The sequence below is a fragment of the Burkholderia sp. NFPP32 genome, assembly GCF_900119325.1.
Classification (GTDB): Bacteria; Pseudomonadota; Gammaproteobacteria; order Burkholderiales; family Burkholderiaceae; genus Burkholderia; species Burkholderia pyrrocinia_C.
In genome coordinates this window covers 21,965-44,555 of record NZ_FPJP01000035.1, presented here as the reverse complement: position 1 = coordinate 44,555, position 22,591 = coordinate 21,965, and the positions used below count along the sequence as shown (strand labels likewise).

The window sequence follows — 22,591 nt, the reverse complement described above, 5'->3', positions numbered from 1 at the left end:
GGCCCCCGTCTCCCGAGCGAACCAGGCAGCCGCGTGAGAGAGTATGTCGCGCTCCATCTCGAGTTGGCGGACTTTACGGCGTAGCCGCGTTAATTCCTGCCTCTCGGCCGTGGTCAGTCCGTCCTGGCGCATTCCCGAGTCGCGATCGGCCTGAGCGACCCAGTTGATGATGCTCTGCGCCGTCGGCTCGAACTCGCGCGCCAATTCCTCAGGCGTACGTCCTGCCTTCACCAGCTCTACCATCTGCGCCCGGAACTCCGCCGGGTACGGCTTCCGATGCTTGCCCATGACGGCACCTCCTCTTCAAAAAGAATAGGTGTCCGTTGAAGCGGGTCAACTTCAGAGACGCACCAATCCACGCGCCAGTGCCACCGACAACCGCGCCTGTAGCCACGCCGAACAACGCACCGCGCCAAACGATCCCGCCCGTAGCCGCCGCGCCCAAGCCACCGCTGATACCCCCGATAATTCCTCCAGCAATTGCACCAGGGATGCCAAATTCGCCTGTTGGGTCAATGAGATTGATTGGATTTCCACCTACATAAGCGTATAGGTTGCTTCCTCCGTTTAAACCAATCGGGTCTTCGCTTACGAATCGGCCTACACGTGGCTGATAATAACGCGCCCGATAGTAGTAAAGGCCAGTGCCGTCGTTCTCCCGTCCAGTGTACTGAGCAGTGTTGGTGTTGGTCTCGCCAGTCGCAGATGGATTGCCGTACGGCTCGTACATGTAACTTGTCTTGACTACCCCACTGGTGTCCGTGAGCGCCACTGTGCTGCCCAACGCATCAGTTACGAAGCTCCGCGCCCCAAGGCCATCGGTACGGCTGTAGACCTCGTCAATATCGAGCCCCAGTAGCAGATTCGCGGTGGGTGTGCCGCTCGCCAGTTCCTGTGCCACGTTCGGGCCGTCGTAGAGGAAGTTCGTCGCCGCCCCGTTCACCGTCTTGCCAGTTCGCCGCCCCAGTGTGTCGTAGGTGAAGCTCGCGGCCGCCGTCCCGGAGAGCGAGGCGAGTCGACCACGCGAGTCCCAGCCATACGTAAGGCTGCCGTCCCCGGTGAGATCACCGTTTGCATCATAGGTAAGAGTATTACTGGACCAGTTGGTCAGCCGGTTATCCGCATCGTAGGTCGCACTGGCCAGCGTAGCCGGAAGGTTTAGGCTGGCGAGTGTGCCGCCAATCTGTGTACGCCGGCCGGTGTTGTCGTACACGTAGGTCAGGGCGCCGATAGCGGTACTGCCATTCGCGTAGGTTATCCCGGTCAGTTGATTCGCGATATCGTAACTGTAGGTCGCGACGATCCCGTTGGCCAAGGTCAGCGTCGATCGCCGACTAGCGGCATCGTAAGTGAATCCCACCTGCGCGCTGCCCTGCGTGACGGCGGTAAGGCGGTTCCCGTTGTCATAGGTGTATGTGACCGCATTCTGACCCGCCACTTGGAAGCTTGTGCGCCGGTTCGCTGCATCGTATGCGTACGTCACACCACCTTGCGGAGTGGTTTCGGCCGTAAGGCGATCGAGGCCATCGTAGGCGCGCGTGATAGTTCCACCCTGACTGTCAGCGATCTGCGTGGCGCGGTCACCCGCATCGTAGGTAATAGCCACAGTCGCATCGGGCGACGTCGGACTCCCCCCGGAATTGGTCTGCCCATAGGCAGCCGACACCCCGCGGTTCAGTCCATCGTAACCGAACGTCGCGATCTTGCCGTTCCGATCGGTGAACTTAGTGAGATTGTCGGTCCCATCATAAATGTAGGTTTCGATTGCCTGCAGCGGATCAGTGCGGCTCGCCCGCCGCTCCTTCGAGTCGTAGGCAAAGGTCGTTACTCCACCTCGCGCGTCCGTGAAGGACGTCAGGTTGCCATTGGTGTCGTAAGCGAAGGTCGTGACGCCGCCTCGCGCATCCGTCACGCGGGTCGGCAAGCTGCGCCCGTTATAGTCGAACACTGTGCGATTACCGAGCGGATCCGAGACGGACAGTAACCGGCCGACTCCGTCCGTGTAGCGGATAATTGCACGGCCGAGCGCATCAGTGATGCCCGCGAGGTCCCCATACTGATAACTGAACGTCGTGGCATGACCCAGCGGATCGGTGCTCCCGATCATCTGCCCGAGGCTGTTGTAAGTAAAGTGAGTGGCGTTGCCTAGCGGATCGTCTATCTCGGTGAGATTGCCCGAGGTGTCGTACCGGTAGGTCGTGGTGTGACACGTACACGATCAAGTTCGATCCGGACTCGACCAGCACCCCGACATCGACGTTTACTCTGACGTCTGTTCCAGCGGATGTGACCGGAGCGATTACGATTGGTGGGTCGGCTGTTACGCTCTCCACCACGGCCCCTGGCCAGAATGGCAGTCTGACTTTCAGTGGCACCGCTTCGCAGCGTGTGTCTCTGTACATGGTGCCAAATTCGGGTGGCGGTTGCGGGCGAGTCACTATTTTCAATCCTGACGGTGTCAACACGACTGGGCCTTCGTATGGGTACTACTACTGCGGAAGTCCCATCTTCACCGACGTGCTGATATTGCCAGCCACCGGTACGTACACGATTAAGTTCAACCCGGAGGCGGCTGCGGTTCAAACTGCAACGTTCACCTTGTACAGCGTTCCACCGGATGCAACGGGGACGATTTCAATAGGTGGGGCCGCTGCTAGCCGCCGATGGTGAGGTCGAGATAAAGATCAACCTGGAAGTGAGCAACATCGCGAACCAGTTAACGACATCGCAAGGCACTATCGCTTATCAGATCGGGACCCGATCCGCCGCCACCGTACTACGGCTGAAGGATGGCGAAAACCAGGTCCTTGCTGGCCTAATCAATGACAACGATACCCACACGGCCAACAAGGTACCCGGACTGGGCCAGCTTCCGATATTGGGCAGGCTCTTTTCCAGCCACCAGAACGATGGCAAAAAAACCGAGATCGTTCTCTCGATCACGCCCCATCTCATTCGCACCCTCCCGAGCCCCGATGCACGACTGTTGGCATTCGACTCTGGCACTGAGTCTAACTCACGCAGCATGGTAAGAAGCGACGCCAATGTGGACGCTAACTCGCAGCCCGGCGCGGCACCCGTTATCCCCTCGTCCGCAAAGCCGGCGCCTGAAGGACAAGCACCAGCAACTACAGGCAGCACGACCTCCTCGCCATCAAGTTTGCCGGGCACCTCTGCGCCGGTCGCACCTGTGAATGGATCGGCGAATCCCGTGTCCGACCCAGCGAATGGGTCCGCACAGGCGATCTGGCTTGCACCTTCGCAAGCCAAAGTTGGCCAACCGTTCACCGTACAACTTGTCATGAATTCGGGTCAGCCCGTGACTGGCATTCCCGTAGCGATTGGCTACGATCCGAAAAAACTGGAAGTGGGCAACATCGTTGAAGGCGAATTCCTGAAACAAGGGGGTACGCCCACGAGCTTCCAAGTTAGAGCCGACCCGGCAGCCGGGCAAATCTACGTAACCGATACTTACACCGGTGATGGGCAATCAAGCGTCGCCGGAGCGACAGGGCAAGGTGCCGTATTGATGGCAACGTTCAAACCGATCAGCTCGGCCAATCCATCTTTTCTGAGAAACAACAACAACAACACCCCCCAAAAACCACCCCCACCCTCGCCGTACCGGCAATCGTCAATCCAACTGTACCGGTACTGTACCGTCAACCGTCGCTAAACTGACCTCCATCCCAGTCTCGAACCGAATGGAGAATCCGCGATGGAATTCCTCACCCTGAGCGCGCTGCCCGCCGGCATGCTGTTCGCGCTCGTCACGTCGATCACGCCCGGCCCGAACAACACGATGCTGCTCGCATCCGGCGTGAATTTCGGTTTCCGCCGCACGATGCCGCACCTGTTCGGCATCAGTATCGGCGTCGCGATCCTGATGCTCTGCGTCGGCTTCGGCCTCGGCGAAGCGTTCAGGCGCCTGCCGCTGCTGTACACGATCCTCGAAGCCGCGAGCGTCGCGTACCTGCTCTACCTCGCGTGGCGCATCGGCACGTCGGGCGAAGTGAAGGCGAACGGTGGCAAGCCGCGCCCGATGACGTTCATCGAAGCCGCCGCGTTCCAGTGGGTCAACCCGAAAGCCTGGATGATGGTGCTGACCGCCGCGACGACGGTCCGCCTGTCCGCCGACTACGGCATGAACGCCGCGTGGATGGCCGTCGTGTTCATCCTGATCGGCTTTCCGTGCATCAGCCTGTGGGCCGCGTTCGGCCTCGGCCTGCGCCGCTTCCTGTCGAACCGCCGCGCGTTGCGCGTCTTCAACGTGACGATGGCCGTGCTGCTGATCCTGTCGCTGTATCCGCTCATCGCGCACCTGCTGCCGCAGTGAGCGCTCACAGCGCGCCCGTTGAGATTCATGTGATGCAGGCGTACCCTTTCGGTACGGGCGCGCGCAGCCGCTTCGCGGTTGCGCCGCTGCTGTCGGGAGAAAGCCGATGAAGCCAATGCTGAGGACGGGCGAGCACATCGAGGGGATGCACTGGATCGCCGAGTATCGCCCGCTCACGCACGACATCCGCGTGCTGCGCGAGAATATCGAAGTCGGCACTTACTGCGCGCCGCCCACGCTGTTCGGCGAAGAGGAAGAGATGGGCGCCGCGAACCTCGCCGATCATCGCGGCCGGGAGGCCGCGCTGCGCGCGTATCTGCGCAACTTCGTCAAGGAACACGACGCGGAGGAATAGCGGCGCGAAGGGCGCCGCTCACAGAGGGCCGGCGCATCGCACCGGCCCGCGCTTCGCTCAATGCCCGAGCGACTCGATCTTGCCTGCCGGCTGCACGACGCCATGCGGCCGCGCCATCTGCTTGATCAGCAGCGCGATGCACGCGAGCACGCCCGCGACGGCGATCGTCGCGAACACGCCCGCGAACGTGAAGTGCCGGCGCGTCAGTTCGGCGACGAGGAACGACCCGGCAATCCCGCCGAAGCGGCCGACGCCGAGCATCCACGCAACACCCGTGCCGCGCCCCTCGGTCGGATAGAACGCGGCGGCAAGCGCCGGCATCGACGATTGCGCGGTGTTCATCAGCACGCCGGCCACGAACACGACCAGCACGAGCAGCCCGACGTTGCCGGCCGCCTGCCCGATCGCATACACGCTCACCGCCGTCAGCGCATAGCACACGGCGATCACGCGGTTCGCGTTGAAGCGGTCCATCAGCACGCCGCACAGCACGGCGCCCACGCCGCCGAGCGGGAACAGCGCCGAGATCAGCGTCGCGCTCTTCGGCGTCAGGCCGGCATCCTTCAGCAGGATCGGCATCCAGTTGATCGACGCGTAGAAGATCACGAGGCCCATGAAGTACGCGATCCACAGCATCACGGAGCCGACGATGTAGGAACGCGACAGCACGACGCCGAGCCCCTTGCCGCCCGTCTGCGGCGCGGCTTCGGTCATCGCGAACGAGCCGGCATTCAGCGCGTCGCGCGAGATGCGCGCGAGCGTTGCGCGGATCTTGTCGACAGCCTGGCCGCTCGCGACCATGAAGCGCACCGATTCCGGCATCTTCAGCAGCAACAGCACGCCGAGCAGCAGCGGCGTCACGCCGCCGAGCATCAGCACGCTGCGCCAGCCGAAATGCGGAATCATCCACGCGGCCAGGAAACCGCCGAACGCGGCACCGAGCGGGAAGCCGCAGAACATCAGGTTGATCACGGTCGCGCGGCGCTTGTCCGGACAGAATTCGCCCATCATCGTGACCGCGTTCGGCATCGCCGCGCCGAGCCCGACGCCGGTGACGAAGCGCAGGATCGTCAGGTGTCCGATGGTCGTCGAGAACGCGGACACGAAACACGCGACACCGAACAGGAATACCGAGCCGAGCAGCAGCGAGCGGCGCCCGAGCCGGTCGGACAGCGGGCCCGACACGAGCGCGCCGCACGCGAGGCCGAACAGCGCGGCGCTCAGCACGGGCGCGAGATCGGGCTTGGTCAGGTTCCATTCGCCGAGCAGCGACGGCGCAATGAAGCCGATCGCGGCCGTATCGAAGCCGTCGAGCAGCACGATCACGAAACACATGAGGAACACGAGCCACTGAAAGCCGCCGAACGGCTGCTCGTTGATGAAGGTCTGGACATCGACCGTGGTTGCGCGATTCATCGCGAGTCTCCTGTGTCGACCGGAGTTGGCGCTTCAGCGCTTACTCCGGTCCCATATATGTATGAGCAATACGGCATGGCAGCCGCGCCCTTCCTTTGTTCGCCCACCGGCCATCCGGTGCGCCGCGCGCCGATACTCTGCCGGCGCGTTCATCGATCCCGTCGTCGACGGCCCGCTTGGGACAGCGGGCCACACGATCGGTTGCGGTCGCCCTCAGCCGACCGCTCCTGACCGGCCGTCTTACGCGGCCGTCCTAGGCGGCCCCGTCCTGTTCCTTGAAAATCTTGTCCGCGAGATGGAACGCGGAATTCGCGGCCGGCACGCCGCAATAGATCGCGGTCTGCAGCAGCACTTCCTTGATCTCGTCGCGCGTCACGCCGTTGTTGCGCGCGGCGCGCAGATGCAGCGCCAGTTCCTCGCCGCGGTTCAGCGCCACCATCATCGCGATGGTCAGCAGGCTGCGCGTATGGCGCGGCAGGCCGTCGCGCGTCCAGATCTCGCCCCATGCATAGCGCGTGATCAGGTTCTGGAATTCGTCGGTCACCTCGGTGCGGTTCTCGAGCGAACGGTCGACGTGCGCATCGCCGAGCACCGCGCGGCGCACCTTCATCCCTGCTTCGTAACGTTCCTGGTCGTCCATCGCCGGTGCCTCACGCGGTCAGGAAATCGAGCAGCGCGCGGTTGAAGCCGCCGGTACACTCGATGTTCGAAATGTGCGCGGCGTCGAATTCGACGTGAAGCGCACCGGGAATCGCGGCAGCCAGCGCTCGGCCCTGGTCGGGCGGCGTCGACATGTCCTTCGCGCCGGTCACGACGAGCACCGGCAGCGCGATGCCTTTCACCTCTTCGCGCAGGTCGGCCGCGTTCAGCGCGTCGCAGTTCGCCGCGTAGCCGTCCTTGTCGGTATGCACGAAGGTGTCGCGGATCGCGTCGAACAGGCGCGGCTCGCGTTCGACGAACGCATCGGTGAACCAGCGCGGTAGCACGGCGTCGGCGAGCGCGGCCATGCCTTCGGCGCGCGCCTTCTGCGCACGCGGCGCCCACACTTCCGGCGAACCGATCTTCGCGGCGGTGTTCGACAGCACCGCGCGAACGATACGCGACGGGTAGCGCGCGGCCAGCGCGGCGCCCGTCAGCCCGCCCATCGAGATCCCGCAGAAATGCGCGCGCGCGATGCCGACGTGGTCGAGCAGGCCGATCACGTCGCCCGCGAGCTGGTCGATCGTGTACGAACCGGCCGGCGCGTCGGAATGGCCGTGGCCGCGCGTGTCGTAGCGCAGGATGTTGAAGTGCTGCGTGAGCGGACGGATCTGCGGCGCCCACATCTGCAGGTCGGCGCCGAGCGAGTTCGAGAAGACGAGCCATGGCGCGTCGTCGCGCGCGGCACGGTCGATCCGGTAATGCAGTTTCACGCCGTTGACAGTGGCGAAAGGCATCAATGTTCTCCTGGTTGGGTCGTACCCGCATGCAGCGCGAGCACGGCGTCGACATAGGCCTGCGCCTCGCCGACGTAATGTGCGGGATCGAGCAGCCGCGCGAGCGCGTCGCGCGACAGGTGGGCGGACACGGTTGCATCGGCGGCGAGCACGTCGAACAACGTCGCGCCGGTGCGCACGGCTTCCTTCGACGCATGCTCGACGACGTGATGCGCATCGAGCCGGCCGATCCGGTCGCCAAGCGCGAGCATCACGGCTTCGCCGAGGATCAGCCCGTGCGTCAGGTCGAGGTTCGCGGCAAGGCGTTCGGTATTGACGTCGAGGCCCGCGACGATCTGCGCGATCTGCGCGAGCGCGCCGCCCGTCAGCCGCGCGAGGTCGGGCAGCGCATCCCATTCGGCCTGCCAGCCGCCGAGCGCGCGCTCGTGCTCCTGGACCATCCCCGCGAACACGGTCGCGACGAGGTTCGGCGCGCGTACGGCGGCGGTCAGCACGGCCGCGCAGCCGACCGGGTTGCGCTTGTGCGGCATCGTCGACGAGCCGCCCTTGCCGGCGGCGGCCGGCTCGCCGAGTTCGCCGACTTCGGTCTGCATCTGCAGCGACACGTCGCGCGCGATCTTGCCGAGCGTACCCGTCAGCATCCCGAAGCATGATGCGGCTTCCGCGATGCGGTCGCGCTGCGTATGCCACGGCACGGCCGGCACGGCGAGCTTCAGGTCGGCCGCGAGTGCGGCCGCGACGCCACGCGCGTGCTCGCGCAGGCTCGCGAGCGTACCGGCCGCGCCGCCGAATTGCAGCACCAGCACGCGCTCGCGCAATTCGGCGAAGCGCGCGCGATGGCGCAGCAGCGCATCGAGCCATTGGGCGAATTTCAGGCCGAGCGTGATCGGCAGCGCCTGCTGCAGCCAGGTGCGGCCGATCATCGGCGTCGCGCGATGCGTGCGTGCGAGCGCCGCGAGCGACGCGCACGCCTGGTCGAGCATCGGCTCGAGCACGTCGAGCGTGTCGCGCAGCTGCAGCACGGTGGCGGTATCGATGATGTCCTGGCTCGTCGCGCCCCAGTGCACGAACTTCGCGGCCTCGGGGTCGTCGGCCTTCACTTGCGCGGTGAGTTGCTTGACGAGCGGAATCGCAAGATTGCCGCCAAGCGCCGCGCCGTGCGCGAGCGCGTCGGCGTCGAGCCGGCTTGCGTCGCACGCCCGTACGATCGGCGCGACCGCGGCAGTGGGAATCACCTGCTGCGCGGCGAGCGCGCGCGCGAGCGCGGCCTCGACGTCGAGCATCCGCTGGATCGTCGCGCGCGGCGACCAGATCCGGTTGAGCGGCTCGGTGCCGCAGATGAGGGAGGTCAGGCGGGCGCTGTCTTCGAGCATGGCATCAGATTGGGGAAACGGCGTGCGCCTATTGTCCACCCAAGCGCGCCGGCGTGCGCTCGATCGCGCGCGCCGGCACGCCTGCGGTTCAGGCAGCGGCCTTTTGCGTCGCGTCGATCAGCGGCACGCCGGTCAGCTTCTGCAGTTCGTCGAACGACAGGTCGGTGAAGATCTCGCTCACCGCGAGGCCGTCGGCCGTCACGTCGAGCACGGCGAGATCCGTATAGATACGGCTCACGCATTGCACGCCGGTGACCGGATACGAGCACTGCGCGACGATCTTGCTCTCGCCCTGCTTCGTCAGGTGCTCCATCATCACGAACACCTGCTTCGCGCCGATCGCGAGGTCCATCGCGCCGCCGACGGCAGGAATCGCATCGGGTGCGCCCGTATGCCAGTTCGCGAGATCGCCGTTCGCGGACACCTGGAACGCGCCGAGCACGCAGTAGTCGAGGTGGCCGCCGCGCATCATCGCGAACGAATCGGCGTGGTGAAAATACGCGCCGCCGGTGAGCAGCGTCACGTGCTGCTTGCCGGCGTTGATCAGTTCGTCGTCTTCTGCGCCGGGCGCGGGCGCGGGGCCCATGCCGAGCAGGCCGTTCTCGCTGTGCAGGAAGATTTCCTTGCTCGGGTCGAGGTGGTTCGCCACCAGCGTCGGAACGCCGATGCCAAGGTTCACGTACGCGCCTTCGGGGATGTCCTGCGCGACGCGCTTGGCCATTTCATCGCGGGTCAGTCGTTTCATCTGGATATCTCCCTCAAGCGGCTTGCGATGCAGCGTGTTCGGCGGCCAGCTCGGCCGCATGGGCGGCCTGCGGCACCTCGACGATGCGCTGTACGAAAATGCCCGGTGTCACGATGTGTTCCGGGTTCAGCGCGCCGAGCGGCACGACCTCCGACACCTGCACGATCGCGACCTTCGCGGCGCTGGCCATGATCGGCCCGAAGTTGCGCGCGGTCTTGCGATACACGAGATTGCCCCAGCGATCGCCCTTGTACGCCTTCACGAGCGCGAAATCGGCGTGGATCGGCGTCTCGAACACATACGGCTTGCCGTCGATCACGCGCGTTTCCTTGCCTTCCGCGAGCTTGGTGCCATAACCCGTCGGCGTGAAGAAGCCGCCGATGCCGGCGCCCGCCGCGCGGATGCGCTCAGCGAGGTTGCCCTGCGGCACGAGCTCCAGCTCGATCTCGCCCGCGCGGTACAGCGCATCGAACACCTGCGAGTCGCTCTGGCGCGGGAACGAGCAGATGATCTTGCGCACCTGTTTCGCCTTGAGCAGCGCCGCCAGGCCCGTCTCGCCGTTGCCCGCGTTGTTGTTGACGATCGTCAGGTCGCGCGCGCCCTGTTCGATCAGCGCGTCGATCAGCTCGGACGGCATGCCGGCCGTGCCGAAGCCGCCGATCATGATTGTCGCGCCATCGTGGATGTCGGCAACCGCCGACTGAAGCGATTCGAAAATCTTGTTGACCATGTCTCTTCCTGATACGAACCCGCGGCACGATGCGCGGCCTGTCGAGGGGACACGCGCGTGCCGCGTGCCGCGCCGGGCCGATTTCGACCCGGGCATTTGTTCGCCAATCGAACCTAGATTCGATTAGCGAACGATGGGCCGATCATAGAGTCGCGCACAGCGCGTTGTCAAGGCGGGTTGCCTCGGGGGTCCCTGCATCGTCGAACGGCAGCCCGACGTAGTTTTCGGCGAGCGACTGCGCGGCGGCCCGCGAGCGCGTCACGTATTTCAGCTCGGCAAACTTCAGGCGATTGACGAACGGTGAATCCTCCGGCGACGAATGCAGCATGTTCGTCATGAAGTACGAGAAGTGCTCGGCGCGCCATACGCGCTCGAGGCAGGTCGCCGTATACGTGTCGAGCGGCGTCGCGTCGCCCGTCCGGTAACGTGCGCCGAGCGCGCGGGACAGCGCGCGGACGTCGGCCACCGCGAGGTTCATCCCCTTCGCGCCGGTCGGCGGCACGATGTGCGCGGCGTCGCCGGCAAGGAACAGCCGGCCGTGCTGCATCGTCTCCGACACGAAGCTGCGCATCGGCGTCACGCTTTTCTGCGTGATCCGGCCCTCGGTCGGCGTCCAGCCCGTGTCGTTCGAGAAGCGCATGTGCAGTTCGTCCCAGATCCGCGCGTCGGACCATTCGGCGAGGTTTTCGTCGGGCTTGCATTGCAAGTACAGGCGCGTGACGGTCGGCGAGCGCATCGAGAACAGCGCGAAGCCGTTGTCGTGATGCGCGTACACCAGTTCGTCGAGCGACGGCGCCGCGTCGGCGAGGATGCCGAGCCATGCGAACGGGTAGACGCGCTCGAACGTGTTCAGCCGCTCGGCCGGGATCGTCTGGCGCGCAATGCCGTGGAAGCCGTCGCAGCCGGCGATGTAGTCGCAGTCGATGCGGTCCGCGCGGCCGTCCGCGTGCTTGAACGTGACGAACGGGTGTTCGCCTTCGACGTCGTGCAGCGCGACGTCGCTGACTTCGAAGTGCATCGGGTGGCCGTGCTCGACGCCGGCCGCGATCAGGTCGCGCACGACTTCATGCTGGCTGTAGACGGTGATCGCGCGGCCGCCGGTCAGCTCGGACAGGTCGATGCGGTGACGCTGCCCGGAGAACAGCAGCTCGATCCCGTGATGTTCGAGCCCTTCGCGGCGCATCCGGTCGCCGAGGCCGGCTTCATTCAGCGTATCGACCGTGCCCTGCTCCAGCACGCCGGCACGGATGCGGTTCTCGCAGTATTCGCGCGAACGCGCTTCGACGAGGATGGAATCGACGCCTTGCAGGCGCAGCAGATGGGAAAGCAGAAGGCCGGACGGACCGGCGCCGATGATCGCGACTTGGGTGCGCATTGTTCGTCTCCTGAACATTGGTTCGAGTAATGGAACACATTTGAGCGCTTTCCCGACTATGCGGCAACGCGATTCAGGAGATATGTTGTATACGTTTTGAAGATATTGGCCTGATGATGGATTCGCTCGATCTGAACCTCATTCCCTACCTCGTCGCGCTCGACGACACGCGCAACGTCAGCCGCGCCGGCGACCTGCTCGGCGTGAGCCAGCCACGCGTGAGCACGGCGCTCGGCCGGCTGCGCGAGTATTTCGGCGATCCGCTGTTCGTGCGCACGTCGCGCGGGATGGAGCCGACGCCGCGCGCGCTCGCGCTGCTGCCGGCCGCACGCGACGCGCTCGCGCAGATCGAGCGCGGCCTCGTCGCGCCGCACGACTTCGATCCGGCCGCGAGCACGCATACGTTTTCGATCGCGCTGTCGGACGTCGGCGAGATCGTGTTCCTGCCGAAGCTTCTGCAGGCGTTCGCGACGCGCGCGCCGCACGCGAACCTGCGTTCGGTCTCGCTCGCGCACGACGAAGTCGGACGCGGCCTCGAAGCCGGGTCGATCGATCTCGCGGTCGGCTACTTCCCCGATCTGGACGGCAACAACTTCTTCCAGCAACGGTTGTTCACGCACCGGTTCGTCTGCCTGATGCGCCGCGGCCATCCGCTCGAACAGACGCCGCCGTTCACGGTCGAGCAGTTCCTCGCGTGCGGGCATGCGGTGGTGCGCGCCGAAGGGCGCAGCCAGGAAGTGCTCGAGAAATACCTGGCGAAGCAGCGCATGCAGCGCCGCGCGGTGCTCGAGACGCCGCACTTCATGAGCCTGCCGTTCATCCTGAGCCGCACCGACCTGATCGCGACGGTGCCGCATGCGATCGGCTATGCGTACGCAGCCGAGCATGCGTTCATCGTGCCCGTCGAGCCGCCGCTCGCGTTGCCGCGCTTCGACCTGAAGCAGCACTGGCATCGCAAGTACCACAACGATCCGCGCACCGCGTGGCTGCGCGGCGTGGTCGCGTCGCTGTTCAACGACGAGCAGGACGAATGGCCGAAGTGAGCGCCAGGGCCTGTTCGAGCTAGCACGCACGACCCGCGAAAGCATGAAACAATTGCCGGATATCGGCCGCCGCAGGCGGCCTTCGATGGAGCCACTACATGGGTAAAAAATCCGCACGGCCCGAGCAGGCCGCATCCCGGCCGAGCCGCGAAGAAGCAGAGGCCGCCGTCCGCGTGCTGTTGCGCTGGGCCGGTGACGATCCCGCACGCGAAGGCCTGGTCGACACGCCCGCGCGCGTCGTGCGCGCGTACGAGCAGTTCTTCGCCGGCTATGCGGTGGAGCCGCGCGACATCCTCGCGCGCACGTTCAGCGAAGTCGACGGCTACGACGAGATGATCGTGCTGAAGGACATCCGCTTCGAGAGCTACTGCGAGCACCACATGGTGCCGATCATCGGCCGCGCGCACGTCGCGTATCTGCCGAACCATCGCGTGGTCGGCATCTCGAAGCTCGCGCGCCTCGTCGACGCGTTCGCGAAGCGCCTGCAGATCCAGGAAAAGATGACCGTGCAGATCGCCGATACGCTGTTCGACGTGCTGCAGCCGAAGGGCGTCGGCGTGATCCTCGAAGCCGCGCACCAGTGCATCTCGACGCGCGGCGTGCACAAGCCGGGCGTCGAGATGGTCACGTCGCGCATGCTCGGTTCGTTCCGCACCGATCCGTCGACGCGGCGCGAATTCCTGTCGATCGTTGCCAATCCTTCTTCAGTCAACCTGACGAATACGTAATGGAGTCGACGAAGCAAACGGCGCATGCGCCCGTCGTGCTCGTGACCGGCGCCGCGCGCCGGGCCGGGCGCGCGTTCGCCGAGTATTTCGCCGCGCACGGCTATCGCACCGCGGTGCACTACGACCGTTCGGCCGATGCCGCACGCGCGGCGGCCCGCGCGATCGTCGAGCGCGGGCACGATTCGATCGCGCTGCAGGCCGACCTGTCGGATGCCGCGCAGATCACTTCGCTGATCGACCAGGTGTATGCGCGCTTCGGGCGCCTCGACGTGCTCGTCAACAACGCGTCGGTGTTCTGGCAGGACCATTTCCCGAGCTTCGATCTCGCGGCGTTCGACCAGGCATGGGCCGTCAACTGCCGCGCGCCGATCCTCCTCACGCGCGCGTTCTATGAACGGGCGCGTGCCGCCGGCACGCAGGGTGTCGTCGTGAATGTGGTCGACCAGAAGATCAAGGAAAACTTTCACCGCGACCATTTCAGCTACACGGTCGCGAAGGCCGCGCTCGGCAACCTCACGCAGATGCTCGCGCTGTCATGCGCGCCCGTGCTGCGCGTGAACGCGGTATTCCCGGGGCTGATGCTGCCGAGCGACGACCAGACGCAGGCCGACTTCGAACACGCGAGCCGCGCATCGACGCCGCTCGCGCGCATCGCGGGCCCCGACGACGTCGCGAGCGCGATCCTGCTGCTGACGGGCAACGCCTACAACGGCGTGGATTTCGTGGTGGATGCGGGGCAGAACCTGATCCGCGTCGACCAGGACGTGCTGTACAAGCACCGCTCGCCCGCCGGCAAGCACTGATGCACGCGCAGCGGCGGCCGGCGGCCGCGCGCCGCGTTACGGCTTCTCGGCGCTGCCGCCTTCGCGGGCCCTGGTCTGCGCGACGCTCGTGCCGGGCGGCACGCTGTGCGTGAGCCACACGTTGCCGCCGATCACCGAGCCGCGCCCGATCGTCACACGGCCGAGAATCGTCGCACCCGCATAGATCACCACGTCGTCCTCGACGATCGGGTGCCGTGCGTTGCCCTTGACCAGCGCACCTTCGCCATCGGCAGGGAAGCTCTTCGCGCCGAGCGTGACGGCCTGGTACAGGCGCACGCGCTCGCCGATGATCGCCGTCTCGCCGATCACGACACCGGTGCCGTGGTCGATGAAGAAACTCGGGCCGATCTGCGCGCCGGGGTGGATGTCGATGCCGGTGGCCGAGTGGGCGATTTCATTGATGAAGCGCGCGAGCAGCGGCACGCCGAGCTGGTGCAGCGCGTGCGCGAGCCGGTGGTGCATCATCGCCAGCACGCCCGGATAGCACAGCAGGATCTCGGTGATGTGCTGCGCGGCCGGATCGCCTGCGTACGCGGCCTGGATGTCGCTGACGAGCAGCGCGCGGACCGCCGGCAACTGCCGGCCGAACTCGCGCGCGATCTCGAACGCGCGCTCGTCGAGTTCCGCGAACGGCGTGTCCGCATGCTCGGGCAGGAACGGCAGCGCGCGGCGAATCTGCTCGCACAGCACGCGCAGCGTGCTTTCGAGCGTGTGGCCGACGTAGTAGTCGACGCTTTCGTCGGTGAGATCCGGTGCGCCGTAATGCGTCGGAAACATCGACGCGCGCAGGCCGGTCACAATCTTGCAGATCGCATCGCGGGACGGCAGTTCGCGGATGCCGCGCGGATGGCGCGTGCGATGGAGTTCCTCGCGCGACTCGCGCAAGCCGGCTACGATTTCTTCGAGGCCCCACTGGCGGACGGGTGATGTCGACATATGCAAATGCAGGCGGCCGCGCTCGGTCGCACGGCCGCTAATAAAGTGACGGGTTCCGCAAGATTACCGCGTTTTTTGTCCGGGAGCGGCACACCGGGGGATCGGCCGGACGGCCGACGATGCAGGAAACGCGATGGCGTCAGATCACGATGCTGCTCGCGTCGATCCAGCGCACGGCCCAGTCGCGCGCGTGCGCGATCGCGGCGCCTTCGTCGTTGAACTGGAGCTCGGTCGGGAAAAAACGGTTCGCAACCAACTCCCCGTCGCTCGATCGGGAGATCACGACGTAGGGCTTGAACGAACCGTCACTGGCGCGTGCGGGCGCGCAATTCAACAGATAACCGCGGTGCGTGAAGGCAGTAGTCGCTTGCATGAATCCGCCACCTCTAGTCCCTTGCTTTGTTGTTCACTACCCGTCTTTAAGGGTGCTGCGGCGCCCCGGCGCGGGCAGAGGCGGCGAGATCGCATCCCCTGTCGCCGCTTCGCAGGAAAAGAATCATACTCTGTAGAAAACGCGTCTTCTAGCTGAAATAAATCATGACAAATCAGTGCGCGTCGCGCGACCGCGGCGGTCGCCCGCGCGCCTTTTCCCGTCGTACCCGGAACGGGATTTGCTTCGATCCGAAGCGCTTCGCCGCCAGGAGAGCCGTGATGGAATCATCCGGTCAAACAGGTCGTTTGCATCCGCACAGCGTCGAGCTCGACAACGACGACACTCACGACAGCACGGTCGACACCGACGGCAAGAACCGCGAGGCGTGGCTTCTCGCCGGCGGCGGGCCGATCTCGCCCGACCAGATCACGGGCAGCAACGCGTCGCTCGTCGATTCGATGCCCGAAGCCGGCGACGGCCTCGCCGGTTTCGACAGCCGCGCCGGCGGCAACCATCCGGCGTTCGCGCTACGCGCGGGCTACGTGATGATCGAGAAAGGCTTCGCCGCGCCGTCGCCCGCGGACGATGCGCAGTTCGGCCCCGTCCACCGGATGTACGGCAGCGCGTACTGGCCCGGCCACGGACGGCGGCCGGAACGCGTGATCGAGTTGACGGCCGTACCGAGGTAGCCGGCGCAGCGTTTGAATCGATCGTTCGTTTGCGGATCGGCATCGGTCGACGATCGATGCCGGCGGATCGGCGCGCGCGACGGGTGCGCAAGCGAACGATTCCGCGCGTCGGCATCGGCGGTTTCATGCATGCCGCGAATCGCGCCGACGCACATGCGTTGATCGAAGTCATGTCGAAACGGCGCGGTTGCGATTGAATGACGATGCGCGTGGTTCATCGGCGCGGCTGTTGCACCGTGTCGGTGCGGCATGCACGCGCCGCGATGCGTGCACCTGTGCAACGCGCGATTCCGATACCCGCGCATCCGTTCCCGGCGACGATGCGGTCTTCATCCACCATCGCTCGGAGCCGGCAGTCGCGAACCGCGCGGCGGCCCGCGAACGACGGATGCGACGCAGCCGTGCGATACGCGTCGCGCAGTGCGGCATGCATCGCGCGCATGGCCGTGCGCCGCGGTGCCGGAGGCGCTGCTGTAGCACGGCAGGACAGGCACCACACTGCGAAGTCCCCGCCATTGGTTTACCCTGCCTCGCAGCATTGCTCAGACTGATCGGCCATCCGGCCGACTTCGTTTCAACCCGCCACTCGGAGACACTATGTACAAGCGTATTCTGGTTGCCGTCGACGGCAGCAACACGTCCCGCCATGCGTTCGATGCCGCGCTGGCGCTCGCGAAAGCACACGGCGCCGAGCTGCAACCGTTCTACGTCGTCGAGAACGCCGCGATCTACTACAACGTGCCGGGCTACGACCCGTCCGTGCTGCGCGATCAGCTCGTCGCGCAAGGCAACGAGCTCGCGAAGGATTTCACGAAGCTGATGCAGGCAGCGGGCGTGAAAGGCGATACGAAGCTGGCCGAAGCGACGTCGCTCAACGATGTGTCGCAGCTGATCCTCGAGGGCGCGAACGCGTTCGGCGCCGATCTGCTCGTGCTCGGCACGCACGGCCGCCGCGGGTTCCGCCGTCTCGTGCTCGGCAGCATCGCCGAACAATGCGTGCGGCACGCGACGCTGCCCGTGCTGCTGATTCCGGCCGCCGCCAACACGGACGAGCAAGCCGCATGAACGGCGTTCGGCATCCTCGGCCGGTCGCGACGTTTTGTCACCCGACAGCGACAACTTGCGGTGGGACAATGATTCAGTCGATTCAACGCCGGAGTAAACGATCATGCTGACGCCCGTCGCCACACGTACCGCCGCCACGCCTCATGCCGGCAACTGGGCTCCTCGCCAGGCCGCGCACTGCTCGTCGTGCGCAATGCGGCACCTGTGCATGCCGCAGGGCCTGGCGCCCGAAGCGCTCAGCCGCCTCGAATCGGTCATCTGCGCGGCGCGCCCCGTCAAGCGCGGCGAAGCGCTGTTCCGCGAAGGCGACGCATTCGACAACCTGTACGCGGTGCGCTCGGGTTCGCTGAAAACCGTCGCCACGCGCCACGACGGCCGCGAACAGGTCACGGGCCTGCATCTCGCGGGCGAAGCGCTCGGCCTCGACGGCATCTGCGACGACACGCATCCGCGCACCGCGGTCGCGCTCGAAGACAGCTCCGTCTGCGTGATTCCGTACAGCGCGCTGAAGGCGCTGTGCTCGGAAGCCGGCTCGATGCAGTTGCGCATGCACAAGCTGATGAGCGAACAGATCGTGCGCGAAACGTCGCAGACGATGCTGCTCGGTTCGCTGAATGCCGAAGAACGTGTCGCCGCGTTCCTGCTCGACGTATCGTCGCGCTACCTGAAGCGCGGTTACTCACCGTCGGAATTCAACCTCCGGATGACACGCGAAGACATCGGCAGCTACCTCGGCATGACGCTCGAAACGGTCAGCCGCACGTTGTCCAAGTTCCAGAAGCGCGGCCTGATCGAAATGCAGGGCCGTCATGTGCAGATCATCGACTTCGACGGCCTGCATCGCGTCTGATCCCGCACGGCGCGCGCATCTCGCGCGCCGCCCGCGTGACGTTACCGATCAGTCGAGAAACAGCGCGGCGCGCGCCTTCAGCGCCGCGCTGAAATCGTCGAGCCAGCCGATCGACAGACGCCAGCTCTGCCAGTAAAGATCGATGTCGACGGTGCGCCCGCGCGACATGTCGACCAGTTCGCCCGCCGCCAGCTGCCGGTCGACCATCCGGTCCGGGCACATCCCCCATCCCAATCCCGTTTCGCATGCGCGCAGATAGCCCGCGACGTGCGGTATCCAGTGCTGCGGCGGATCGAGATCCGCGCGCGTCACGCGCCGCATGAAACGCGCCTGCAGCCCGTCCTTCGGATTGAACATCACGCACGGCGCGCGACGCAGCGCATCGCGCGTGATGCCCGCGCCGAAATAGCGTTCGTAAAACGCCGGCGAGCACACCGCGCGATAGCGGATACGCCCGAGCCGCTCCGACCGGCATCCCTGGATCGGCTCGGCCTGCGCGGTCACGGCGCCCTGCACGCTGCCGTCGCGGATACGCGCCGCCGTGTAGTCCTGGTCGTCGATCACGAGGTCGAGCAACGTTTCGCGCTCCGTGCAGAATGGCCCGACCGCGTCGATGAACCACGTCGCGACACTGTCGTCGTTGACGGCCACGCGCAACATCGGCCATGCGCTCGCAATCTGGCCCGGCAGTGCCGGCATCCGGCCACCCAGCTCGGCCTCGAGCAGTTGCACGCGCTCGGTATGCCGGCACAGCAGTGCGCCCGACGTCGTCGCGACGCACGGCTGCCCGCGCTTGACCAGCACGCTGCCGACGCGCTCCTCCAGCAGCTTCACGCGCTGCGACACCGCCGACGGCGTGACGTTCAGCTCCTTGGCCGCACGCTCGAACGAGCCGTACCGGATCACGGCCGCGAGGGCATCGAGCAGGGCGTAGTCGAGCATTAGATTTCCTTAATCCGCATTAGGTTAATTAGCTTCTCTTATTCTCATGCTGACCGCAGACTAGCGCTACCCGATTCATCCGTCTACTGCTTCTACTGCTGTCACCACCATGAACTGGCTCGCTTTTTCCCACGGCGCCGCACTGTGCGCATCGCTCATCGTCACCATCGGCGCGCAGAACGCGTTCGTGCTCCGCCAAGGCATCATGCGCTCGCATGTCGGCAAGATCGTGCTGCTGTGCGCGCTGTCCGACATGATCCTGATCGGCGCCGGCGTCGGCGGCGCATCGGTGCTCGTCGAGCGTTATCCGACGTTCGTCCACGCGGTGCTGTATGTCGGCCTCGCGTATCTCGCGTGGTTCGGCATCAACGCGCTGCGCCGCGCGTTCAAGCCGGGCCACGCAACGCTCGACGTGCGCGGCGACGCGGTCGCGCCGCCTCCGCAGAGCGGGCTCGCGATCGTGCTGATGACGCTCGCGTTCACGTGGCTCAACCCGCACGTATATCTCGACACGTTCCTGCTGATCGGCACGGCCGGCGCGCGCGAGCCGGAAGGCGCACGGCTCGCGTTCGCAATCGGCGCGATGGCGGTCAGCGTCGTGTGGTTTCTCGGGCTCGGTTACGGTGCGCGATTGCTGGCGCCGTGGTTCCGCAAGGCCGTTGCGTGGCGCGTGCTGGATGGCGCGATCGGCAGCATGGTGCTGTTTCTCGCGGCCGTGCAGTTGCGCTGACCGACTCGCCATCGCACGGGCGGCTGCCTGCCGCCTGTGCGCCGATCCGCTCCTGCGCCACGTCGGGGGCGTCCCGCCTTCCCGCCTGCTTCCGCCGACACGGCATCCCGCTTCCCGCAGCGCATCGCCGCAGCGAAATTCAGCTCCAGATCCAACGCAGTCGCACGGACCACCAACGTGACGGACGATGCGTCCGTCATCTGTCGCAGGCCGTCCATCATCGCGACGACGCACCGCCTGCACGAATCGAACCGATCGGCGAGAATGTCCGCTGTCCTGCGACAACGGTGGAACCGCAACGCGCACCCCGCCGTCTCGTCGCGCTCGACCTGGCCAATCGGGCAGTTCAATCCCGTCACCCCACCGATATCGGAGCAGAACATGGCACTACGCACTCTCGGCACGTCGAACATCCAGGTTTCGCCGCTCGCGTTCGGCGGCAACGTCTTCGGCTGGACCATCGACGAAAACGCATCGTTTTCGCTGCTCGACGCGCTCGCCGACACCGGCATCAACTTCATCGACACGGCCGACGTCTATTCGGCCTGGGCGCCCGGCAACAGCGGCGGCGAATCGGAAACGATCATCGGCAAGTGGCTCAAGCGTTCCGGCAAGCGCGAACAGGTCGTGATCGCGACCAAGGTCGGCCTGCTTTCGACACGCGCGGGCCTGACGAAAGACAACATCCTGCAGGCCGCCGACGATTCGCTGCGCCGCCTGCAGACCGACTACATCGACCTGTATTTCTCGCACCGCGACCTCGCCGATACGGCCCCGCTCGAGGAAACGCTCGGCGCGTACCAGACGCTGATCGACGCAGGCAAGGTTCGCATCATCGGCGCATCGAACTACAGCGGCGCGCGCCTGCGCGAAGCCGCCGACATCAGCAAGCGCGACGGCCTGCCCGCGTACCAGGTCATCCAGCCCGAGTACAACCTGATCGACCGCGCCGACTACGAACGCGATCTCGAGCCGGTCGTGCGCGACCTGAAGCTAGGCGTCGTCAACTATTACGCGCTCGCGAGCGGCTTCCTGTCGGGCAAGTACCGCAGCGAGGCCGACCTGAAGAAGAGCGTGCGCGGCGATCGCGTCGCCGGCTATCTCGACGAACGCGGCCTGCGCATTCTCGCGGCACTCGATGCCGTGTCGGCGAAGCACGGCACGCAGCCGGCCGCGATCGCGCTCGCGTGGCAGATCGCGCGGCCGACGATCACCGCGCCGATCGCGAGCGCGACGTCGCTCGCGCAGCTCGAATTGCTCGGCGAAGCGATCCGCATCCGGCTCGATCAGGACGACATCCGCCAGATCGACGAGGCCAGCGCAACCTGAAGTCGGGGGCCGCAGGCCGGCGGTACCTGTCGGCAGCGCGTGGCGATACGCGCGCTACGTAGCCGAAAATCGCACTCGCGTTTTGACTGACACGGCCGCTTCCGTTGACCCAGCCGGACATCGATCGCACGTCCGGCCGCAACGCCCCGCTGCAAGCGCGTCGCACACCGGCCCCGGTCTTTCACGGATTGACCGCGACATTCGACGTGCCCGAGACTGCGCCGCTCGGGCGGTCATTGGGAGAACGTCATGCCGGATACCAGCACGGGGATCGTCACGATCTCGACGCGCACTGTACGCGGCGCCGAGCGCGTCGACTTCTGGGTCGACCATGTCGCCCGCACGCTCGTGCGGATCGAATGCAGCGGAAAATCGTCCGAAGGCATCGACGCGACGCTGCGCAAGCGCGATCTCGGGCTGTTCAGCGCATGCGACATCGTCGCGAACCGGCACGCGGTCGTGCGTACGCCGCACAACATCCATGCCGACCAGCGCGACGCCTTGTTCATCTGCCTGATGCACGAAGGGCAAGGCTATACGTTCCAGGACGTCGACTGCATGCGGCACGCGCCGGGCGATATCGTCCTCTACGACACGTCGGTGCCGTACGGGCACGGCTTTCCCGCCGACATGGCGATGACCGTGCTCGACGTGCCGCGCGACGTGTTCGAAGCACGTGTCGGGCCGTGGCGCTACCGCAGCCTCGTCAAGATCGATCGCGACGACGGCGTGACATCGTGGGCTGTGCGGCAGGTGTACGCGCTGCTCGCCGCACCGCAGGAGCCGGCGCCCGGCACGCGCGAGCGGCGCGCCGTTGCGATACTCGAGCTCGTGCAGTCGATGCTGCGGCTGCGCGACGGCGATGCGTCGCCGACGAAGTCGACCGTCCACACGTTGTCGCGCGCGAAGGCGTTCATCGACAGCCATCTCGCCGACGACGATCTCGACAGTCAGTCCGTGAGCCGCGCGATCAACCTGTCGCCGCGCCAGCTCGCGCGCGTGTTCGAGATCGAAGGGATGCCGCTCACGCGCTACATCCTCGCGCGGCGGCTCGAACGCTGCCGCGCCGACCTGCGCGACCGGTCGCTGAAGCACCTGACGGTCAGCGAAATCGCGTTCCGCTGGGGCTTCAACAACAGCGCGCACTTCAGCCGCAGCTATCGCGCACGCTTCGGCGAGACGCCGAGCGACACGCGCGCGCCAGCCGACGCGCGGTAACCGGACGCCGCAAAACCCGCTACCCGCCGCCGTGTCCGTGCGAGGCAAGCACGGCGTCCGTCCCGGTCAAATGGGCCGCATATCGCTCGCTAAGCTGG

24 protein-coding genes and 1 pseudogene are annotated in these 22,591 nt (G+C 65.8%); 12 read left to right on the top strand and 13 right to left on the bottom strand.

Features of this window, described 5'->3' with window-relative positions:
* The 3 genes and pseudogenes from BT264_RS34800 to BT264_RS40625 all read right to left on the bottom strand — a co-directional run.
* The coding region (locus BT264_RS34800) for a transposase (RefSeq protein WP_143156745.1) at nt 1-288 on the bottom strand (288 nt) is incomplete at its 3' end.
* Complete coding sequence (locus tag BT264_RS40630) at nt 209-1,666, bottom strand: RHS repeat-associated core domain-containing protein (RefSeq protein ID WP_371293695.1); 1,458 nt, start codon at nt 1,664-1,666, stop codon at nt 209-211. The genes BT264_RS40630 and BT264_RS34800, both read right to left, overlap by 80 nt.
* A gap of 117 nt (nt 1,667-1,783) precedes the next feature.
* Nucleotides 1,784-2,194 (bottom strand): annotated as a pseudogene (locus tag BT264_RS40625) (RHS repeat protein); the annotation flags it as partial.
* Nucleotides 2,195-2,641: 447 nt separating this feature from the next.
* Between BT264_RS40625 and BT264_RS34790 the strand changes: the two are divergent.
* From BT264_RS34790 to BT264_RS34780, 3 genes are all read left to right on the top strand, one after another.
* Nucleotides 2,642-3,676 carry a cohesin domain-containing protein gene (locus tag BT264_RS34790; RefSeq protein WP_072445098.1) on the top strand — a complete coding sequence of 345 codons (1,035 nt, stop codon included), beginning with the start codon at nt 2,642-2,644 and terminating at the stop codon, nt 3,674-3,676.
* A gap of 42 nt (nt 3,677-3,718) precedes the next feature.
* On the top strand, nt 3,719-4,336 hold the full coding sequence (locus BT264_RS34785) for a LysE family translocator (RefSeq protein WP_072445099.1): 618 nt from the start codon (nt 3,719-3,721) through the stop codon (nt 4,334-4,336).
* 106 nt (nt 4,337-4,442) lie between these two features.
* Nucleotides 4,443-4,691 carry a hypothetical protein gene (locus BT264_RS34780; RefSeq protein WP_034181454.1) on the top strand — a complete coding sequence of 83 codons (249 nt, stop codon included), beginning with the start codon at nt 4,443-4,445 and terminating at the stop codon, nt 4,689-4,691.
* A gap of 57 nt (nt 4,692-4,748) precedes the next feature.
* Here BT264_RS34780 and BT264_RS34775 read toward each other — a convergent pair whose 3' ends face one another.
* From BT264_RS34775 to BT264_RS34745, 7 genes are all read right to left on the bottom strand, one after another.
* Complete coding sequence (locus tag BT264_RS34775) at nt 4,749-6,107, bottom strand: MFS transporter (RefSeq protein WP_072445100.1); 1,359 nt, start codon at nt 6,105-6,107, stop codon at nt 4,749-4,751.
* A gap of 253 nt (nt 6,108-6,360) precedes the next feature.
* Nucleotides 6,361-6,747, bottom strand: coding sequence for a 4-carboxymuconolactone decarboxylase (gene pcaC / locus BT264_RS34770; protein WP_046548861.1), 387 nt, complete (start codon nt 6,745-6,747; stop codon nt 6,361-6,363).
* 10 nt (nt 6,748-6,757) lie between these two features.
* On the bottom strand, nt 6,758-7,543 hold the full coding sequence (pcaD, locus tag BT264_RS34765) for a 3-oxoadipate enol-lactonase (RefSeq protein WP_072445101.1): 786 nt from the start codon (nt 7,541-7,543) through the stop codon (nt 6,758-6,760).
* A complete protein-coding gene (locus tag BT264_RS34760) occupies nt 7,543-8,916 on the bottom strand; it encodes a 3-carboxy-cis,cis-muconate cycloisomerase (protein ID WP_072445102.1) in 1,374 nt (457 codons plus the stop codon). Before BT264_RS34760 ends, pcaD begins: the two co-directional genes overlap by 1 nt.
* An 88-nt stretch (nt 8,917-9,004) precedes the next feature.
* Nucleotides 9,005-9,661, bottom strand: coding sequence for a CoA transferase subunit B (locus BT264_RS34755; RefSeq protein WP_047903702.1), 657 nt, complete (start codon nt 9,659-9,661; stop codon nt 9,005-9,007).
* A gap of 13 nt (nt 9,662-9,674) precedes the next feature.
* Nucleotides 9,675-10,391 (bottom strand): 3-oxoacid CoA-transferase subunit A, encoded by a 717-nt coding sequence (locus BT264_RS34750; RefSeq protein WP_034181459.1) that lies wholly within the window; start codon nt 10,389-10,391, stop codon nt 9,675-9,677.
* Between the two features lie 142 nt (nt 10,392-10,533).
* On the bottom strand, nt 10,534-11,766 hold the full coding sequence (locus tag BT264_RS34745; RefSeq protein ID WP_072445103.1) for a 4-hydroxybenzoate 3-monooxygenase: 1,233 nt from the start codon (nt 11,764-11,766) through the stop codon (nt 10,534-10,536).
* A gap of 116 nt (nt 11,767-11,882) precedes the next feature.
* Here BT264_RS34745 and BT264_RS34740 point away from each other — a divergent pair, with 116 nt between their 5' ends.
* From BT264_RS34740 to BT264_RS34730, 3 genes are all read left to right on the top strand, one after another.
* Complete coding sequence (locus tag BT264_RS34740; protein WP_034181461.1) at nt 11,883-12,809, top strand: LysR family transcriptional regulator; 927 nt, start codon at nt 11,883-11,885, stop codon at nt 12,807-12,809.
* Between the two features lie 98 nt (nt 12,810-12,907).
* The gene (gene folE, locus BT264_RS34735) at nt 12,908-13,537 is read left to right on the top strand and encodes a GTP cyclohydrolase I FolE (RefSeq protein WP_034181462.1); all 630 of its coding nucleotides are present in this window, start codon (nt 12,908-12,910) and stop codon (nt 13,535-13,537) included.
* Complete coding sequence (locus BT264_RS34730; RefSeq protein ID WP_072445104.1) at nt 13,537-14,340, top strand: SDR family oxidoreductase; 804 nt, start codon at nt 13,537-13,539, stop codon at nt 14,338-14,340. The genes folE and BT264_RS34730 overlap by 1 nt, the downstream gene beginning before the upstream one ends.
* Nucleotides 14,341-14,376: 36 nt before the next feature.
* Here the strand turns inward: BT264_RS34730 and epsC are convergent, their stop codons facing one another.
* Nucleotides 14,377-15,297: a serine O-acetyltransferase EpsC gene (gene epsC / locus BT264_RS34725; protein ID WP_034181464.1), complete on the bottom strand. Its 921-nt coding sequence runs from the start codon at nt 15,295-15,297 to the stop codon at nt 14,377-14,379.
* A 139-nt stretch (nt 15,298-15,436) separates the two neighbouring features.
* Nucleotides 15,437-15,670, bottom strand: a complete 234-nt coding sequence (locus tag BT264_RS34720; RefSeq protein WP_034181465.1) for a hypothetical protein — start codon at nt 15,668-15,670, stop codon at nt 15,437-15,439.
* A 278-nt stretch (nt 15,671-15,948) separates the two neighbouring features.
* Between BT264_RS34720 and BT264_RS34715 the strand changes: the two genes are divergently transcribed.
* The 3 genes from BT264_RS34715 (at nt 15,949) to fnr (ending at nt 18,274) form a co-directional block, all read left to right on the top strand.
* On the top strand, nt 15,949-16,359 hold the full coding sequence (locus tag BT264_RS34715; protein WP_072445105.1) for a DUF3005 domain-containing protein: 411 nt from the start codon (nt 15,949-15,951) through the stop codon (nt 16,357-16,359).
* A 597-nt stretch (nt 16,360-16,956) separates the two neighbouring features.
* Nucleotides 16,957-17,424: a universal stress protein gene (locus BT264_RS34705; protein WP_072445107.1), complete on the top strand. Its 468-nt coding sequence runs from the start codon at nt 16,957-16,959 to the stop codon at nt 17,422-17,424.
* Between the two features lie 103 nt (nt 17,425-17,527).
* On the top strand, nt 17,528-18,274 hold the full coding sequence (gene fnr, locus BT264_RS34700) for a fumarate/nitrate reduction transcriptional regulator Fnr (RefSeq protein ID WP_072445108.1): 747 nt from the start codon (nt 17,528-17,530) through the stop codon (nt 18,272-18,274).
* A 48-nt stretch (nt 18,275-18,322) separates the two neighbouring features.
* Here the strand turns inward: fnr and BT264_RS34695 are convergent, their stop codons facing one another.
* Complete coding sequence (locus BT264_RS34695) at nt 18,323-19,216, bottom strand: LysR family transcriptional regulator ArgP (protein WP_072445109.1); 894 nt, start codon at nt 19,214-19,216, stop codon at nt 18,323-18,325.
* A gap of 109 nt (nt 19,217-19,325) precedes the next feature.
* Between BT264_RS34695 and BT264_RS34690 the strand changes: the two genes are divergently transcribed.
* From BT264_RS34690 to BT264_RS34680, 3 genes are all read left to right on the top strand, one after another.
* The gene (locus BT264_RS34690) at nt 19,326-19,946 is read left to right on the top strand and encodes a LysE/ArgO family amino acid transporter (RefSeq protein ID WP_034181470.1); all 621 of its coding nucleotides are present in this window, start codon (nt 19,326-19,328) and stop codon (nt 19,944-19,946) included.
* A 381-nt stretch (nt 19,947-20,327) separates the two neighbouring features.
* A complete protein-coding gene (locus tag BT264_RS34685; RefSeq protein ID WP_072445110.1) occupies nt 20,328-21,275 on the top strand; it encodes an aldo/keto reductase in 948 nt (315 codons plus the stop codon).
* A 249-nt stretch (nt 21,276-21,524) separates the two neighbouring features.
* Nucleotides 21,525-22,493, top strand: coding sequence for a helix-turn-helix domain-containing protein (locus BT264_RS34680; protein WP_072445111.1), 969 nt, complete (start codon nt 21,525-21,527; stop codon nt 22,491-22,493).
* Nucleotides 22,494-22,591 lie beyond the last annotated feature (98 nt).

Bases quoted from the DNA above. Each gene is read 5' to 3' on its own strand.
- BT264_RS34785 (WP_072445099.1), top strand. From the start codon at position 3,719: ATGGAATTCCTCACCCTGAGCGCGCTGCCCGCCGGCATGCTGTTCGCG.
- BT264_RS34780 (WP_034181454.1), top strand. From the start codon at position 4,443: ATGAAGCCAATGCTGAGGACGGGCGAGCACATCGAGGGGATGCACTGG.
- BT264_RS34775 (WP_072445100.1), bottom strand. From the start codon at position 6,107: ATGAATCGCGCAACCACGGTCGATGTCCAGACCTTCATCAACGAGCAG.
- pcaC (WP_046548861.1), bottom strand. From the start codon at position 6,747: ATGGACGACCAGGAACGTTACGAAGCAGGGATGAAGGTGCGCCGCGCG.
- pcaD (WP_072445101.1), bottom strand. From the start codon at position 7,543: ATGCCTTTCGCCACTGTCAACGGCGTGAAACTGCATTACCGGATCGAC.
- BT264_RS34760 (WP_072445102.1), bottom strand. From the start codon at position 8,916: ATGCTCGAAGACAGCGCCCGCCTGACCTCCCTCATCTGCGGCACCGAG.
- BT264_RS34755 (WP_047903702.1), bottom strand. From the start codon at position 9,661: ATGAAACGACTGACCCGCGATGAAATGGCCAAGCGCGTCGCGCAGGAC.
- BT264_RS34750 (WP_034181459.1), bottom strand. From the start codon at position 10,391: ATGGTCAACAAGATTTTCGAATCGCTTCAGTCGGCGGTTGCCGACATC.
- BT264_RS34745 (WP_072445103.1), bottom strand. From the start codon at position 11,766: ATGCGCACCCAAGTCGCGATCATCGGCGCCGGTCCGTCCGGCCTTCTG.
- BT264_RS34740 (WP_034181461.1), top strand. From the start codon at position 11,883: ATGGATTCGCTCGATCTGAACCTCATTCCCTACCTCGTCGCGCTCGAC.
- folE (WP_034181462.1), top strand. From the start codon at position 12,908: ATGGGTAAAAAATCCGCACGGCCCGAGCAGGCCGCATCCCGGCCGAGC.
- BT264_RS34730 (WP_072445104.1), top strand. From the start codon at position 13,537: ATGGAGTCGACGAAGCAAACGGCGCATGCGCCCGTCGTGCTCGTGACC.
- epsC (WP_034181464.1), bottom strand. From the start codon at position 15,297: ATGTCGACATCACCCGTCCGCCAGTGGGGCCTCGAAGAAATCGTAGCC.
- BT264_RS34720 (WP_034181465.1), bottom strand. From the start codon at position 15,670: ATGCAAGCGACTACTGCCTTCACGCACCGCGGTTATCTGTTGAATTGC.
- BT264_RS34715 (WP_072445105.1), top strand. From the start codon at position 15,949: ATGGAATCATCCGGTCAAACAGGTCGTTTGCATCCGCACAGCGTCGAG.
- BT264_RS34705 (WP_072445107.1), top strand. From the start codon at position 16,957: ATGTACAAGCGTATTCTGGTTGCCGTCGACGGCAGCAACACGTCCCGC.
- fnr (WP_072445108.1), top strand. From the start codon at position 17,528: ATGCTGACGCCCGTCGCCACACGTACCGCCGCCACGCCTCATGCCGGC.
- BT264_RS34695 (WP_072445109.1), bottom strand. From the start codon at position 19,216: ATGCTCGACTACGCCCTGCTCGATGCCCTCGCGGCCGTGATCCGGTAC.
- BT264_RS34690 (WP_034181470.1), top strand. From the start codon at position 19,326: ATGAACTGGCTCGCTTTTTCCCACGGCGCCGCACTGTGCGCATCGCTC.
- BT264_RS34685 (WP_072445110.1), top strand. From the start codon at position 20,328: ATGGCACTACGCACTCTCGGCACGTCGAACATCCAGGTTTCGCCGCTC.
- BT264_RS34680 (WP_072445111.1), top strand. From the start codon at position 21,525: ATGCCGGATACCAGCACGGGGATCGTCACGATCTCGACGCGCACTGTA.